Raw genomic sequence first — 15,047 nt, 5'->3', positions numbered from 1 at the left:
AAACGTTAAGCTACAGATCAGTACAGTTTGCACGAACTGTACTGAACATGGAGCAGTACAGATGGCGGAAAGTGGCAACAATGAGACGATGCCGGGCACGCGCGTCGGCCTCGTGATGGACAATCTGCGCGAACGCATCGCGAGCCGTTCGTTGATGCCGGGCGCGCGCGTGCCGTCGATTCGCGCAATGACGGAAACGCTCGGCGTGTCGAAGTCGACGGTGGTGGAAGCCTACGACCGGTTGGTCGCCGAAGGGGTGATCGTCGCGCGGCGCGGCTCCGGTTTCTTCGTGTCGGGCCATGCGCCGCCGCTCGCGCTCGCCGATCTCGGGCCGCGGCTCGATCGCGAGGTCGATCCGCTGTGGCTCACGCGGCAGTCGCTGGAAGCAGGCACGAAAGTGCTGAAACCCGGTTGCGGCTGGATGCCGGCTTCGTGGCTGCCGGAAGATGGAGTGCGCCGTGCGCTGCGCGCGGTTGCGCGCGATCCGCAGTCGCTGCTGGCCGATTACGCAAGTCCGGCCGGCTTGCCCGCGCTGCGGCAGCAACTCGCGTGGCGGCTTTCCGCGCACGGTGTCGATGCGCCGCCCGAGCAGATCATGCTGACCGACGGCGGCACGCATGCGCTGGATCTCGTGTGCCGCTTCCTGCTCGAACCCGGCGATACGGTGCTGATCGACGATCCGTGCTATTTCAACTTTCAGGCCTTACTGCGCGCGCATCGCGTGCGGATCGCGAGCGTGCCGTATACGCCGCAAGGACCGGATCTCGCGGCGTTCGAGCGCGTGCTGATCGAACAGCGTCCGCGCCTCTACGTGACGAATTCGGCGATCCACAATCCGACCGGCGCAACACTCGCGCCGGCCGTCGCGCACCGGCTGCTGAAGCTCGCCGGCGAGCACGATCTGCTGATCGTCGAGGACGACATCTTCGCCGACTTCGAGGACGAAGCCGCGCCGCGTCTCGCCGCGTTCGACGGCCTGGCGCGGGTCGTGTCGATCGGCAGTTTCTCGAAGACGCTGTCGGCGGCGGTGCGCTGCGGGTATATCGCCGCGCGCGCCGAATGGATCGAACCGTTGATCGATCTGAAGCTCGCGACATCGTTCGGCAACGGGCAACTCGCGGCGAGTGTCGTGCATCGGATGCTCGTCGATGGCACGTATCGGCGTCATCTCGAAGCGATGCGCGCGAAGCTCGCCGATGCGATGGGCGAGACCGTCAGGCGTCTCGGCTATGCGGGCCTCGAGATCTGGACCCGGCCGCGCGCGGGCCTGTTCGTCTGGGCGCGTTTGCCCGCCGCGCTCGACGCCGCCGACATCGCGCGTCATGCGTTGACGGCGGGCGTCGTATTCGCGCCGGGCAACGTGTTCAGTGCGTCGCAAACGGCGGCGGGTTTTCTGCGCTTCAATGTGTCGCAATGCAATCGCCCGAAGGTGTACGAGGCATTGCAACGGGCGATGGATGCGTGCGCCGTGTCGGCCGACAGCCGCGTTTGATCAGGCGTCGGCCCGCTTACGGCGCTATTTGCACAGCAGAAGCATGCGTTCCTGTTCCGAGCAGGGCGTGTGCGGTTTGGGCGCGGCTTGTTGCGCGGCCGTCGAGCTCATCGCCGCGCTGCGATTGGCGAGACACGCGCGCAGATGCTTCTCGACCGGACCGTAGTATTTCCATCCGCGCACGAGCGTCGGCAATTCCAGCTTCACCTGCTTCCATTTCGGATGGCCGTGCTCCTGCAGATTGTCGAAGTTCGCGCACAGCGAGTCGGCGAAATGATTCAGATTGACGACGGTGTCGCGCAGGCCGTAGTCGTAGGTGACCAGGAACGCTTTGACGGTCAGGCCCGGCACGTCCTCCTTCAGCCAGTCCGGGTAGCTGCTCTGGCGGATCGTCGTCGGAAAGTAGGTCTGCTTGGCGCGCGTCGTCTCGGGCGCGTTGGGGTCGACCGGCAGCAGGCGCAGCTGTGACAGCAGCTCGGGTTTCATGCCAGTGAACAGATTCGCCGGCTGCCCGACCACGATGATCGCGACGTCGATCTTCTTGACGATCAGCGCGGCGAGCGCGTCCTCATTGCTCAGATGCACGACGTTCTGCTCGGGAATCGGCTGGCCGAACATCAGGCGGTAAAGCGTCGTCGCCGACTGCGCGGTGCCGCTGCCCAGCAGGCCGACGCTAATGGTCTTGTCCTTGATATCGGCGAGCGTTTTCAGCGGCGAATCCGCGCGCACGACGACGTTAATTTCCTCGTCGTAGAGCGGCATGATCAGCCGTAGCGGCCGGATCGTCGTGCCCGCGTCGGGGTTGCCCGAGTTGGCCATGTCGATGAACGCCTGGTACACGTCGGACTGCACGAGCGCGAGCTTCACGCCGGGCTCGTAACGCATGCGCTGCACGTTTTCGGCCGAGCCTTTCGTGGCCAGCACTTCGAGGTCGATGTTGGCCGGCTGGGCCACCCATTTCGACAGGTCGTTACCAATCTGGATATAGGTGCCGCGCTCTGGTCCGGTGACGATCTTGTAGTGTGTCGGTTCCGCGCTGGCCAGCGAACAGATGATCAGCGCCACCAGCCCCAGCCATCCCGCGAGAAGTCTCTTCAGCATGGTCTTTCTACCTATCGGTCAGGTTGATCCAGCTTCACGCGTGGCGCGTGAAAGCACCAGTGATCCGGTTGCCATGTCATGTTCAAGCTGCTGCAAGGGTCGATCCGTCTGTTTCCGCTCAGAGGACGCACGTTAATGTGCGAATCGGCACAGACGGCGGCCTTTCTCTTCGGTATGCGGATTAATGCGCGTCGGACGACGGCGCGCTCCTTCGCCTCTACTGGCTCTGCTCAAGTCTTTGCGACGCGCGTGGGCACTACTCACCCCGCGTCGTCGCGGTTTTCGCCGCGCCGGCGCTCATTGAGTTCGGGACAAGCCCCAGTGCGCTTATCCGCGGCTTACGTGCCGGCAGGCCCGGGTGGCTGCGCCTGCGCACGAGGCGCAGGCAGCGGCGCCCAGCCAGTCTCGCGAATCACGCGCTCGAGGATCACTTTTGCCGCGTCGTTACCGCTGTCGATCGCGAGCGCCTCGTTCGCGTGCTGCTTTGCGCACGGCCACGACTGCTGCGCGACGCAAGTCTGAGCGGCCTGCAGCGCGGTATCACGGCGCTGGACGAGCGGCCGCATCTGATCGGCCAGACCCTGCGCGTCGCTGTTGCCGGGTTGCAGCGTCTGCGCGGCTGCGAGCGCGGCTTGCGCCTTGGACAGATCGTTCTCGCGGAACGCGGTGCGCGCGACCTGCAATGCCTGTCCGGCGTCGTGGAATTGCGCCGTGGGCCGCGCGGGTATCGCTGCCAGCGGCGGGGCGGCAGGCGGTGTCGCCGGAACAGCGGGGGCGACGGGCACGACGGGCGCGGGCTTCGCCGCCAGTTCGGGCACGGCGGGGGGCACGGGCTTGACCGCAACCGACGCATGCGCTGTCTGCGCTGGTGCTGGTGCTGGTGCTGGTGCTGGCGTCACCACCGGCGCGGACGCCAACGGCGCGATCATGCCGGTCGTTGTTCTGGCGTCCTGAGTGATCTGCTCCACGCCTTTGTCTTCCGAGTCGCCACCGTCGCTGAATAGCGTATATCCGACATACGCAAGGCCGATCGCGACAACCGCGCCGATCGCGTACAACACACGCCAGATCGTCTGCGCAGTGTTGCGCGGCGCATACATCGGATCTTCATCTGCGTAGGTCGGGACGTTGGTGTCGGTCGATACGAGCGCGGTATGCATGACCGGCGGGTTCGGCAACAGCGGCTCGGGTGCCACCGCTGCTGTGGCGACCGCGTGTTCGTCCGCTGCGCCGAACTCGTCGTCGAATCGGGGCAGGGGCTTGTGCGTGGCGCTCGCGCGGCTGCCTGGCGTGCCGGTGCGTATGTGCGGATCGTCCTGTTCGAACGGGTGCGCCGCGCCGCAGTATGGGCAGGCGTCGACTTGCCGGTAGAGTGCGCCACCGCAGCGTTTGCAGGGCGTGGGAAAGCTTTGGCCGGTTGCTGTCTGGGTGGACATGCCGTGGACCCACCTTTGGAAAACGATGCCATGAAGGCATGCTCCGGATCGTGTTGAGGCTGGAGCCTTGTCCGCGGAATCACGATCCACATGCGCCGGAGGTCGCGGGGATGTAGGCAGTGCCTACATTTCCGCTGTTTCCAATATGTGGCGTTTCGCCGGGGACGTCAACGCGGTTGGCCCCTACCTTGTGTGCGCTAGCGCTCATTCGGAGGTATGAAGAAACCTTGGCTATGCGCTAAAAACGAGTGTATGTGCCTGTTGTGTCGCGAAAAATGGAAAACAGCGAGGAACATCGCGCGAGTCGAAGTGGGCACGATAAAAAAACAACGAGGCCGACGCGTTTTGCGTGCGGCCTCGTCATCAATCTGTTATTGGGCGCCTGGCGGTCAGTGCGGGATCAGGCGCTCATGCACGATCAGTGTTTGCGTAATGGATGATCCTTCAGCAGCCATGCGAGCACGAAGGCGAGCACCACGACGCATGCCGCCGATAGATACACCGTGTGAAGCGCACCCGCGAACGCATGCAGATAGTCGTTGCGCAATGCTTCGGGAAGCTGATGAATCGCGGCCGGACCCAACGCGTGCGGCAGTTCGGTGTCGGGCGGGACCAGCTTTTCGAGGCGCGCGGCGAGACCGTTCGAAAACACCGCGCCGAAAGCAGCCACGCCGATCGAGCCGCCGATCGAGCGAAACAGCGTCACGCCCGACGTCGCTACGCCCATGTGCTTGAACTCGACGGTGTTCTGAACCGCGAGGACCAGCACCTGCATCACCATGCCGAGGCCGCAGCCGAGCAGACCCATGTACAGATACATCACATGAATCGGCGTGTCGATCTGCAGGCGTGCGAGCAGCAGCATCGCAACGGAGACGAGGAACGTGCCCATGATCGGGAACAGCCGGTACTTGCCGATCTTGCTGATCAAGCGGCCGGTCACCATCGACAGGATGAACAAGCCGCCCATCATCGGCAGCATCTGCATGCCGGCTTCCGTCGGTGTGGAGCCCTTCACGACTTGCAGATACAGCGGAATGAACGTGACCGAGCCGAACAGCGACACGCCGATGATGAAGCTCACGAGGCTGCTGATCAGGAACGTGCGTTGTTTGAACAGTGCGAGCGGCATGATCGGTTCGACCGCGCTGCGCTCTTCGTGGATGAAGCCCCAGATCGCCACGAGGCCCATGCCGAGCGTGAACCACAGTTGCGGCGACGACCACGGCAGAATCGTGCCGCCCTGGCTCGTGAACAGGATGATGCAGGTCAAGGCGCCCGCGAGGAACGCGGCGCCCATGTAGTCGATGGTGTGCTTGACGTGGCGCACGTGCGGTTTGAATACCGCGCCGATCACGATCAGCGACAGGATGCCGAGCGGCAGGTTGATGTAAAAGATCCAGCGCCATGTCAAATGTTCGACCAGAAAGCCGCCGAGCAGCGGACCGATCACGGTGGCGAGACCGAAGATGCCGCCGAACACGCCCTGGTAGCGGCCACGTTCAGCGGGCGGAATCACGTCGGCGATCGCGGCCATCGTGACGACGAGCAGGCCGCCGCCACCGAGACCTTGCAGCGCTCGCAGCACGATCAGCTGAGTCATGTTCTGCGCGATGCCACACAGCGCCGAGCCGACCAGAAAGATGACGATCGCCGTCTGCAGCACGATCTTGCGGCCGAACAGGTCGCCGAACTTGCCGTACAGCGGCACGACGATCGTCGAGCTGAGCAGGTAGGCGGTGACGACCCACGACAGGTTGTTGAGCCCGCCGAGGTCGCCGACGATGGTCGGCAGCGCGGTCGAGACGATCGTCTGATCGAGCGCGGCGAGCAGCATGACAAGCAGCAGCGCCGGAAACAGCAGCCGGACCGGCGGATGATCGGCAGCGGACGAGGCCGAGCGCGGATCCTGCGGTGCGGAATCGACGGACAGGGACGTGGCGGATTGTTCCATGGCGGCAACGCGTTGAAATTAATTAACCGAGAGATTAATATATGCGACATCGCCTCTCACGTCAAATTCAATGCAATGGCAAGTATCTCGTCTGATGACCCCGCGAATATCGCGAGCCCCGCACCCGCCGCACCAACCGCCGCGCCGACCGCCGCACCAACCGCCCGCCGACCCGGCCGGCCAACGGGCGCGGCGCGCGGCCCCGAGCAGCGCGCGCGCTTGATCGATGCCGCACTCACGCTGTTCGCGAAGCAGGGCATCGTCGAGACATCGCTGGGCGAAATCGCCCGCGAGGCCGGTTTCACGCCCGCGATGGTGCACTACTACTTCAAGACCCGCGATCAACTGCTCGACGTGCTGATCGACGAGTGTTTCGGGCCCTTACGCGAAAGCCTAGGCCTGCCGTTCCAGGAGAATCCCGACGACCCCGTTGCGGCCATCACGCAGCTGACCGTGCGGCTCGTGCAGATCGCGAGCGATAACCCGTGGTTCCCGTCGCTGTGGGTGCGCGAAGTGATCAGCGACGGCGGGTTGCTGCGGCAGCGCATGCATGAGCGTTTCGGTTTCGCGCATCAGAAGGCGTCGTTGCTGGCAATCGCGCGCTGGCAGAAGGAGGGGCGCCTGAATGCATCGCTCGAGCCCGCGCTCGTGTTCGTCACGCTGCTCGGCATGACGATTCTGCCGCTCGCGACCTCGAAGCTGTGGCGCAACGATCCGTTGCGCCGCAATATCGGCGGCCCGGAAATCGCGCGGCATGCAGTGGCATTGCTGGTGCAAGGCATTGGGCCCAGCAAGAGCGATTGAAGCGACGGCCGGTCTGAAGGGCCGGCCGTCCGGCCCTTTGAAAGGGCGCTAGATTTTGCGATTTTTCTTCCACTCGTCGAACGCCGCCTTGGTCGCCTCGTTCGGCGGATAAGTGCCGGGCAGCGCCGCGCCGGCGCGAATCCGTTCGGTCAGAAACGCTTCGAGCCGTTCCTGCTCGACCGCGGCTTGCGCGACGTCGTCGGCCATCTTCAGCGGAATCACCACGACCCCATCCACATCGCCGACGATCACGTCGCCCGGAAACACCGCGACTCCACCACAGCCAATCGGCACGTTGATATCGACTGCGTGATGGCGGATCAGATTGGGCGGCGCGCTCGCGCCTGCGCAGAACACCGGCATGTCGAGCGCGGCGATCGTCGCGCTGTCGCGCACCGGGCCGTCGGACACCATGCCGGCAACGCCGCGCACCTGCAAACGTAACGACAGAATCGAACCGAACGACGCGCTGCCGCGCTCGCCGCGGCAATCCTGCACGAGCACATGGCCCGGCGGAACGGTCTCGACACATTTGCGCTGCGCGTACTCGGGGTCCGCGAACAGCTCCAGCACGTCGATGTCTTCGCGCGAGGGGATGTTACGCAGCGTGAACGCCGGCCCGACCAGATTCGCGCCGCGCTGCGCGCCGAGTGGCGCGACGCCCTGCATGAACGTGTTGCGCAAACCGCGTTTGAACAGCTGGGTCGTCAGCGTGGCGGTGCTGACGTGACGGAGGATATCGAGCGTCGCGGCGGAAAGGGCGGGCGATGGAGCGGACATGGTGTCGGGTGGCCTCGGGTTGGAGTGCGGGGAGATCTGTAGGCGCTTGCGCGCCCACGATGATAGCGCCACGCCGCCACACGCTAGCAGGGCAGCGCCAATGCCTCGCGGCACGACGGTCAAGCGGGAAGCAAGGCCCTCGTTCGCACGATGCGGATCGTTGCCACGAGGCACGCGACATGCTTCCACACACACCGGATGCGAGCGACGCCAGCCGAACGACAGCGCCGCCTCGCGCGAACGTTGTGAAGGACGGAATCGATACCAGGCGGAGAAAGGCCGTGTGAACGGGGTTCGCACGAACCGCGCTGGAACATCGGGTGCCGGCGATCGGCGAGCCGCTGAAAACTGCGGGCAGTCAGCAGATAAATCGCGGTAGGCGTCGGGAGCCGTTTTTTCATCGGCGTGCAATTTTGGCGCGTTACCGTGCGCACGCGTTGTACTCGGGAAGGTGCTGAACGATGTTTTACAATCGCGGACCTGTCTGCAACTCGGCGTGCGAAATCGAGTCGGAATCATGGACAGCAACATCATGGCCGTGCAGTTCGGCGGCAATCAGCAAACTGAAACGTTGGCCATTTCCGATGGCCTAACCGGCTTTCCAGAGCAACAACATACGATGAATGCAGCAATGAGGCTCGATCAAGCCACGATCGTGCTGGTGGAGGACGACCCGGACAGCCGGGAATCGTTGACCTTGCTACTCGAGGCGGAAGGCGCGAAGGTCTGCGCGGTCGCCGATGCGGAAGAGGGCGTCGTAGCGGCGATGCGCCTGCTTCCCGACGCGGTCGTCTGCGACCTCGATTTGCCGACCATGGACGGCTTCTATCTGATCCAGCGGCTGCGCGACCATGAGATTTGCGGTGGTCACGCGCCCGCGGTGGCGGTGGCCCTCACCGGTCATACGGAAGACGCGTACCGTCTGCGCAGCATCGGCGAAGGCTTCCAGCATTTCATGACCAAACCCGCGTTGCCCGAAGCGCTCGTGACGCTGCTGCACGACGCGATCGACGCCCGCGGCGCGGGCTGATCGACGCTTCGCAGCGATCCTGTCGGACAGTGGCTGGGCCGCGCAGGCCGGCGACGTGCCGTTATTTCGCCACGGCCGCCGGCGCGGCTTCGCTGGTCGCTTTGGCCGCCTGACAGGCTGAACACAGACCCTTCAATTCGATTTCGTCGCTCGCGAGCCGGTAGCCCGCGTCCTCGATCTGCGCGACGAGGGCCTGACGCAGCTTCGGCTGATGCAGTTCGGTGACGCTGCCGCATTCCTGACACACGACGAGAATGCCGTGCTGGCATTGCGTCAGGTCATGGCAGACCGTGAACGCATTGATCGACTCGATCCGATGCACGAGCCCCGCCGACAGTAAAAAATCCAACGCGCGATAAACGGTGGGCGGCGCCGAGCCGGGGTGGATCTGGCGCATTTCGTCGAGCAGCGAATAGGCCTTCGTTGCGCGTCCCGAGTTCAGCAGCAGTTCGAGCACCTTGCGCCGGATCGGCGTGAGTTTTTCGCCGCGTTCGCGGCAGTAGTCCTCGGCGAGCAAGAGAGCCGCTTCCTGCGACGAGCCGTGCGTGTGCGACGGCTCATGCGCGTCTTGCTGCGCAGCGTGATCGTGTGCATCAGCGGCGGGGGCGGCAGGTGGGGGAGTGACCGGATGAGCGGTCGCGGCGGACTTGGCGGTTTTCATGCGTCGATTATAGAGGCATGCGGGGGGCGGCGCCGCGCCGGCCGAAGCGTCGGGAGAAGGCTTTGCCTGGAGTCGGCCGACCACTGACGACAAAAGAAAAATAGGGCTCTTACTGGCAAAAAGTGCCTATTCTTTGTCAGGCAGCTTCTCAATGAGTTTCGCCGGGGTATCGATGCGACAACTGCTCCACCCCTCCCGGGCAGTAGCCTTGGCCTTCCTGCTGACGATCGCCGCAGGGGTGCTCCTTCTGAAGTTGCCCTTGTCGCAGGCCAAAGGTGAGACGGCGCCGTGGCTGACCGCAATTTTCACGGCGACCTCCGCGGTCTGCGTGACTGGACTCGTCGTCGTCGATACGGGCAGTTACTGGTCGTCCTTTGGACAATGGGTCATCCTGGGGCTGTTTCAGATTGGCGGCTTTGGCATGATGACGGCGGCCACGTTGCTGGGACTGATGGTCAACCGCTCGTTGCCGCTGCGAGCGAAACTGATCACCCAGGTCGAGACGCACACGCTGCGTCTGGGGGACGTCGGCAGCGTGGCGCGACTGGTGTTCGGCATGACCCTCTTCACTGAACTGATCACCGCACTCTGGCTGACGGTGAGGCTTCATCTCGGTTACCACCTCGCATGGGGCGAGGCCGCGTGGAATGGGTTGTTCCATGCCGTCTCCGCGTTCAACAACGCCGGCTTTTCAATTCACCCGGACAATCTGATGCGCTATGCCGCCGACGCTGCGATGCTGGTGCCGCTGATGGTCGCGATCGTCCTGGGGGGAATCGGGTTTCCGGTCCTATACGATCTGCGCGAAAAACTGCGCGGTGCGCGTCAGCTTTCTTTGCACAGCAGGCTCACCCTGGTGGTCACGGGAGCGTTGTTGCTCGTGGGTTTTCTTGCGCTGCTGCTGTTCGAATGGAGCAATCCGAAGACGCTGGGTCCGATGCCGCCCGGCGAGAAGTTCCTTTCGGCAGCTTTCGCCTCGGTATCGTCGCGCACGGCCGGCTTCAACTCGGTCGACATCGGCGCAATGACTCATGACAGCTGGGCCCTGCATTACTTCCTGATGTTCGTGGGCGGGGGCAGTGCGGGAACGGCAGGGGGCGTCAAGATCGGGACCGTCGCCATTCTGGGTTTGCTGGTGATGGCGGAGATCCGCGGGCGCAGCGATATCGAAGCGTTCGGACGCCGGGTCAGCGTGTCCGCGCAGAGGCAAGCGATGACCGTCGTCGCGCTGGGTGCCTTCATGATCACGCTCGGCACGCTTGTCATTCTGCCGCTCACCAATGTGCCGACCGATCAGGTGATCTTCGAGATTATTTCGGCGTTCGGCACGGTCGGTCTGTCGACCGGTATCACGGCTCAACTTCCTGCGCCGGCGCAGTTCGTGATCATCGCGCTGATGTTTATCGGCCGGGTTGGAACCATTACCTTCGCGACGTCGCTGATGCTGAACGAACGGCGCGCGCAATATAGGTACCCCGAGGAGCATCCAATTGTTGGCTGATCTGTTCAAGACTTCGCTCGCCTTTTCGAAAGGCGACAGTGTCGTCGTCATCGGGTTGGGGCGTTTCGGCTGCGCCGTGGCTCAATCGCTGGTTCGACTGGGGCATGAGGTCATGGGAATCGACCGGGACGCGCAGCAGGTGCAGTTATGGGCGGACCGCTTGACGCATACCGTTCAGGCCGATTCGACCAACGTGAACACCTTGCGTCAGCTGGGCGTGGCCGACTTCCGCCATGCGATCGTCGGCATTGGCAGCGATCTTTCGGCGAGCCTGATGACGGTGATGGCCCTGACGGAACTTCAGATCAAGGACATCTGGCTGAAGGCGGTGACCCCGGAGCACGGCCAGATCGCCGAGCGCATCGGCGCTCATCATGTGGTTCATCCGGAAGCGGAAATGGGTGAACGGATCGCTCACCTGATAACAGGCCGAATCGTGGATTACATCGAATTCGGCGAAGGATTTGCCGTTGCGACGATTCATGCCCCCGTGCCCACCCACAATCGTCCGCTCGGAGATTGCGGCGTGCTGAACGCGTTCGGTGTCATGGTAGTGGGCGTCAAGCGCGCGGGCGAAAACTTCCAGCACGCGCTGCCCGAAACGGTTGTCATGCCGGGGGATCTGCTGATCGTTTCGGGCCCGGCCAGCAAGGTCGAAGAATTTGCGGGTCGCGCGACTAGCTGAAACCTTGTCCGCGCGACCCGCGCCATGCTCACGTCAACGCAAAATCCACATACTTCTTGAACCCCGAGCGCGTCGCGAGACGCGCGTACCAGCGTTCGAGATTCGGCAGCGGCGGCCGCTGCAGACCGTTCAGACCGAACCAGCGCCTGGCGTAGGCGCCGAGCACGATATCGGCGAGCGTGAATCGCTCGCCTTCGAGAAAGAAGCGGCCTTGCAGGTGCGTATCCAGCAGCCGCCACAACACGGTGACCGCCTTCACATCGGCGGCGAGTTTGACGGCGTCGCGCTGGTCCTCCGGCGTGCGCACGAGCGTCCAGAACACGGGGCGCTCCGTGGGTTGCAGCGTCGAGAGCGACCAGTCCAGCCAGCGGTCGATGCTCGCGCGCGATTTCGGTTCGGGCGGATACAGCAGGCTCGAGTCGCCATATTGCATGGCCAGATAGCGCAGGATCGAGTTGGATTCCCACAGCACGAAATCGTCGTCGACCAGCGTCGGAATCTTGCCGGTCGGATTCATCGCGAGATAGTCGGGTTCGTTGTTGCGGCCGAATTGCAGGCCGGCGTCGATGCGGTCGAACGGCAGCACCAGTTCGTCGCAGCACCACAACACTTTCTGGACGTTGACCGAATTGGCGCGTCCCCAGATCGTAATCATCCGGTAAATCCTTTTTTTCTTACGGTTGGCAAGCCGCGCCACGCGCGCGGCGTTCAGCCAGTAACGATACACGATGCGCGCGCCTTTGCGCGACGGGCCGCCCGGCTGACATGGCGTTGCGTACAATGTCCGCACTCCGGATCGGGTGCTGAACACCCGCATCCAAACCCACTAAGGCACCGCATGGCCCGCATTGTTCCCGACGACTGGAAGAGCCTGGAAGCGACCGGCGCGGCGGCGCGCGAACGCGAAACGCTCGCGCTGCTCGAAACGGCGCTACCTCCCGACTACACCGTCTACCACGGCGTGCACTGGACGCGCCTGAACCAGAACTTCTCGGTGTTCGGCGAGGCCGACTTCGTGATCGTGAGTCCCGCGGGGCGCGTGATGATCATCGAGCAGAAAACCGGCTTTCTGCGCGAAACGCAGAAGGGGCTCGTCAAGGTCTATCTGCAGACCGAGCGCAACGTCGCGATCGCGCTCGCGCACACGATCGAGAGTCTGCACCGGCGCTTTACCGCGGCGTTCGGCGCGGGCACGTATTTCATCGAGGAACTGCTGTACTGTCCCGACCACATCGTCAAGGAGGCGGCGATCGCCGGCGTGAATCCCGCGCGCATCGTCGATGCGACGCGGCGCGAGCGGCTCGCTGCAATCATCCGCGAAGCGCTGCCGGCCGACGAAGCGCGGCTTGCCTGCGCGCCGAAAATCCACCACTTTCTCGCCGACGAACTCGCGTTGACGCCCGACACGAGCGCGCTCGTCGGGCAGGCCGGCACGCTCGTCACCCGCCTCGCGGGCGGACTGGCCACCTGGGCGCGGCGGCTCGAATTCGCGCCGTTCCGTTTGCGCGTGATCGGCACAGCGGGCTCGGGCAAGACGCAACTCGCGGTGCAGGTGATGAAGGACGCGGTCGCGCGTGGCGAGCGGCCGTTGTACGTGTGTTTCAACCGGCCGCTCGCCGATCACATCGCGCGGGTCGCGCCGCCTGAGGCGAAGGTCGCGAACTATCACCAGCTATGCGACTGGATCGCGCGCGACGCGGGCCGCGCGCCCGATTTCGAGTCCGCGCAGGTGTTCGAACGACTGGAGGCCGTCTTCGCCGACACGCCGATCGAATCGCGCTGGCAGTTCGACGTGCTGATCGTCGACGAAGGGCAGGATTTCCAGCAGCCGTGGGTTGCCGCGCTCGAACGGCTGCTGCGGCCGGGCGGCGCGTGGTGGTGGCTCGAAGATCCGTTGCAGAATCTGTACATGCGCGAGCCGGTCACGTTGCCCGGCTGGACCACGCTGAAGGAAACCACCAACTACCGCAGTCCTCGCGACATCCTCGACTATCTGCGCGACGTGCTGGGCGCGTCGGTGCCGCTTGCCGCGGCGCTCGCCTCGGGTAGTCCGTTCGACGGCTCCCAGGTATCGCTGTCGGTCTACGACGAAGCGCAGGGCGCCGAAAGCAGTATCGACGCGACCAAACGCGCGATCACCCAGGCGCTCTCGCTCGGCTTTCGCAAGCAGGACATCGCGGTGCTGTCGTTTCGCGGCCGCGAGGGCTCGGCGATGAGCGCGCTCGATCATCTCGGACCGCATCGGCTGCGCAGTTTCACCGGCAAATACGATCTGTTCGGCAACCCGGAGTATCGCGAAGGCGACGTGCTGTTCGAGTCGATCTACCGCTTCAAGGGGCAGGCGGCGCCGTGCGTGATCTTCACCGAGATCGACTTCGATGCGTTCGACGAACGCAGCGCGCGCAAGCTCTTCGTCGGCGCGACGCGCGCGACGATGAAGCTGATCGTCGTGGCGTCGCAGCGGGCCGCGCGGCATTTGCAGCAGCGCGAGGGCAAGGAACAATAAGGCGCGGGCGATCCGCCGCGCCCACTCGGCGCATTGGGCTCAACGCCACGCCCTTGCGCCCACCAGCATCCCCGTGCGCGTCAGCGCATCCCACCAGATCACGCGCAGGAGCGGCGCCTGCTGGGCGATCAGCAGCGCCTGCACCGGATCGCTTTCGACGAAGTGCGTAACGCCCGCGCGCAGCGCCGCGCTCGCCTTGTGCGCGGCCGCGCCGGCGGGGCTGTCGTCGTGCAGGCCGGGCGCGCGCATCACCAGTTGCAGGTGCGCGAAGCCGTGTCGCGCGAGCCAGGCTTCGGTGCGCGCGCGATCCATTTCCGGGCGACCGGTGATGATCGTGCGCACCTGCTGCAGGTCGATGCCGGGCAGCACCTCGAACGGCAGCAGCGCGTCGCGCTCGGCCAGTGCGGCGGCGAGGTCTTCGTCGTAGCGCGCGAGCGGCACATCGGGTAGCAGGATGCCGTCGAGGTCGATCGCGTAGGCCGCGTATTCGTGATCGTCGGCCATCGCGGGTGCGACTCCGGCTTCGACGCGCGCCCAGTCGTCGCGGTAGCGCTCGGTGTACGCCTGGCGCTCCCACGGAAACAGGGCGAAGTAGCCGCGCGCGTCGATCGCGTAGTCGGGCTGCGTGCGGCTCATGTCGTCGACCGCGCCGGTCAGCGTTCTGACTTCGAGCCCTTGAGCCTGCAGAAACGCGATGCAATCGACAAGCGTAAAACCGCGTCCGGCAATGTCCTCGCACAGCAGCACTTTCGAGCCCGCGGGCGGAATCGGCAGCGTCGAATCCCAGGCGACCGCGCGCGTCTCGCGGTCGTAGCGCAGGAACGCGACCGGCGCGCCGACCGCGTGCGACACCATCAGAGCAAGCGGCGCCCCACCACGCAGAATGCCGAGCGCCATCGTGAAACGCTCGGCGAGCAACGCGGGTTGCAGCGATTCGATCCAGTGATCGAGCTGTTCGTACGTCAGAGGCAGGACCGGCTTGTTCATGACTATCGAGGCGCCGCGTGGCGCGAGGGAAGGCGAAGGTCCGCGGGGATGCGCGCGGCGCGGCTGACGCACTGGCGCGACACTGCTCGTCCCCGTTTTTGAGTCAGCGG

At 64.6% G+C, this 15,047-nt stretch carries 13 protein-coding genes; 6 read left to right on the top strand and 7 right to left on the bottom strand.

Annotated features, from left to right (window positions below):
- Positions 1–61: 61 nt before the first annotated feature.
- A complete protein-coding gene (locus CI15_RS10655) occupies positions 62–1,492 on the top strand; it encodes an aminotransferase-like domain-containing protein (RefSeq protein WP_062127468.1) in 1,431 nt (476 codons plus the stop codon).
- 24 nt (positions 1,493–1,516) lie between these two features.
- Here CI15_RS10655 and CI15_RS10650 read toward each other — a convergent pair whose 3' ends face one another.
- The 3 genes from CI15_RS10650 to CI15_RS10640 form a co-directional block, all read right to left on the bottom strand.
- A complete protein-coding gene (locus tag CI15_RS10650) occupies positions 1,517–2,593 on the bottom strand; it encodes a TAXI family TRAP transporter solute-binding subunit (RefSeq protein WP_062127466.1) in 1,077 nt (358 codons plus the stop codon).
- A 338-nt stretch (positions 2,594–2,931) separates the two neighbouring features.
- Positions 2,932–4,029: a hypothetical protein gene (locus tag CI15_RS10645; RefSeq protein WP_063910534.1), complete on the bottom strand. Its 1,098-nt coding sequence runs from the start codon at positions 4,027–4,029 to the stop codon at positions 2,932–2,934.
- A gap of 418 nt (positions 4,030–4,447) precedes the next feature.
- Positions 4,448–5,983 carry an MDR family MFS transporter gene (locus CI15_RS10640; protein WP_062127463.1) on the bottom strand — a complete coding sequence of 512 codons (1,536 nt, stop codon included), beginning with the start codon at positions 5,981–5,983 and terminating at the stop codon, positions 4,448–4,450.
- A 75-nt stretch (positions 5,984–6,058) separates the two neighbouring features.
- On the opposite strand from CI15_RS10640, the gene CI15_RS10635 reads away from it, so the two are divergent.
- Positions 6,059–6,787, top strand: coding sequence for a TetR/AcrR family transcriptional regulator (locus CI15_RS10635; protein ID WP_062127461.1), 729 nt, complete (start codon positions 6,059–6,061; stop codon positions 6,785–6,787).
- 48 nt (positions 6,788–6,835) lie between these two features.
- Here the strand turns inward: CI15_RS10635 and CI15_RS10630 are convergent, their stop codons facing one another.
- Positions 6,836–7,567, bottom strand: a complete 732-nt coding sequence (locus CI15_RS10630; RefSeq protein ID WP_062127460.1) for a ribonuclease activity regulator RraA — start codon at positions 7,565–7,567, stop codon at positions 6,836–6,838.
- 517 nt (positions 7,568–8,084) lie between these two features.
- Here CI15_RS10630 and CI15_RS10625 point away from each other — a divergent pair.
- Positions 8,085–8,597: a response regulator gene (locus tag CI15_RS10625; protein WP_062127458.1), complete on the top strand. Its 513-nt coding sequence runs from the start codon at positions 8,085–8,087 to the stop codon at positions 8,595–8,597.
- Between the two features lie 61 nt (positions 8,598–8,658).
- On the opposite strand, the gene CI15_RS10620 is transcribed toward CI15_RS10625, so the two are convergent.
- Positions 8,659–9,258, bottom strand: coding sequence for a Fur family transcriptional regulator (locus CI15_RS10620; RefSeq protein WP_062127456.1), 600 nt, complete (start codon positions 9,256–9,258; stop codon positions 8,659–8,661).
- A gap of 172 nt (positions 9,259–9,430) precedes the next feature.
- Between CI15_RS10620 and CI15_RS10615 the strand changes: the two genes are divergently transcribed.
- Both CI15_RS10615 and CI15_RS10610 read left to right on the top strand, forming a co-directional pair.
- Entirely contained in the window at positions 9,431–10,759 is a 1,329-nt protein-coding gene (locus CI15_RS10615) for a TrkH family potassium uptake protein (RefSeq protein ID WP_062127669.1), read from the top strand.
- A complete protein-coding gene (locus tag CI15_RS10610; protein WP_277621030.1) occupies positions 10,749–11,444 on the top strand; it encodes a potassium channel family protein in 696 nt (231 codons plus the stop codon). The genes CI15_RS10615 and CI15_RS10610 overlap by 11 nt, the downstream gene beginning before the upstream one ends.
- A gap of 28 nt (positions 11,445–11,472) precedes the next feature.
- Here the strand turns inward: CI15_RS10610 and CI15_RS10605 are convergent, their stop codons facing one another.
- Positions 11,473–12,099, bottom strand: a complete 627-nt coding sequence (locus tag CI15_RS10605) for a glutathione S-transferase family protein (protein WP_062127667.1) — start codon at positions 12,097–12,099, stop codon at positions 11,473–11,475.
- A gap of 183 nt (positions 12,100–12,282) precedes the next feature.
- On the opposite strand from CI15_RS10605, the gene CI15_RS10600 reads away from it, so the two are divergent.
- Positions 12,283–13,950 (top strand): ATP-binding domain-containing protein, encoded by a 1,668-nt coding sequence (locus tag CI15_RS10600; RefSeq protein ID WP_062127451.1) that lies wholly within the window; start codon positions 12,283–12,285, stop codon positions 13,948–13,950.
- Positions 13,951–13,989: 39 nt separating this feature from the next.
- Here the strand turns inward: CI15_RS10600 and CI15_RS10595 are convergent, their stop codons facing one another.
- Positions 13,990–14,937: a phosphoribosyltransferase gene (locus tag CI15_RS10595; protein ID WP_062127450.1), complete on the bottom strand. Its 948-nt coding sequence runs from the start codon at positions 14,935–14,937 to the stop codon at positions 13,990–13,992.
- Between the last annotated feature and the right edge of the window lie 110 nt (positions 14,938–15,047).

Source organism: Paraburkholderia monticola (assembly GCF_001580545.1).
Classification (GTDB): Bacteria; Pseudomonadota; Gammaproteobacteria; order Burkholderiales; family Burkholderiaceae; genus Paraburkholderia; species Paraburkholderia monticola.
The sequence above is the reverse complement of the archived record's forward strand: the minus strand, read 5'-3'. Positions and strand labels throughout refer to the sequence as shown.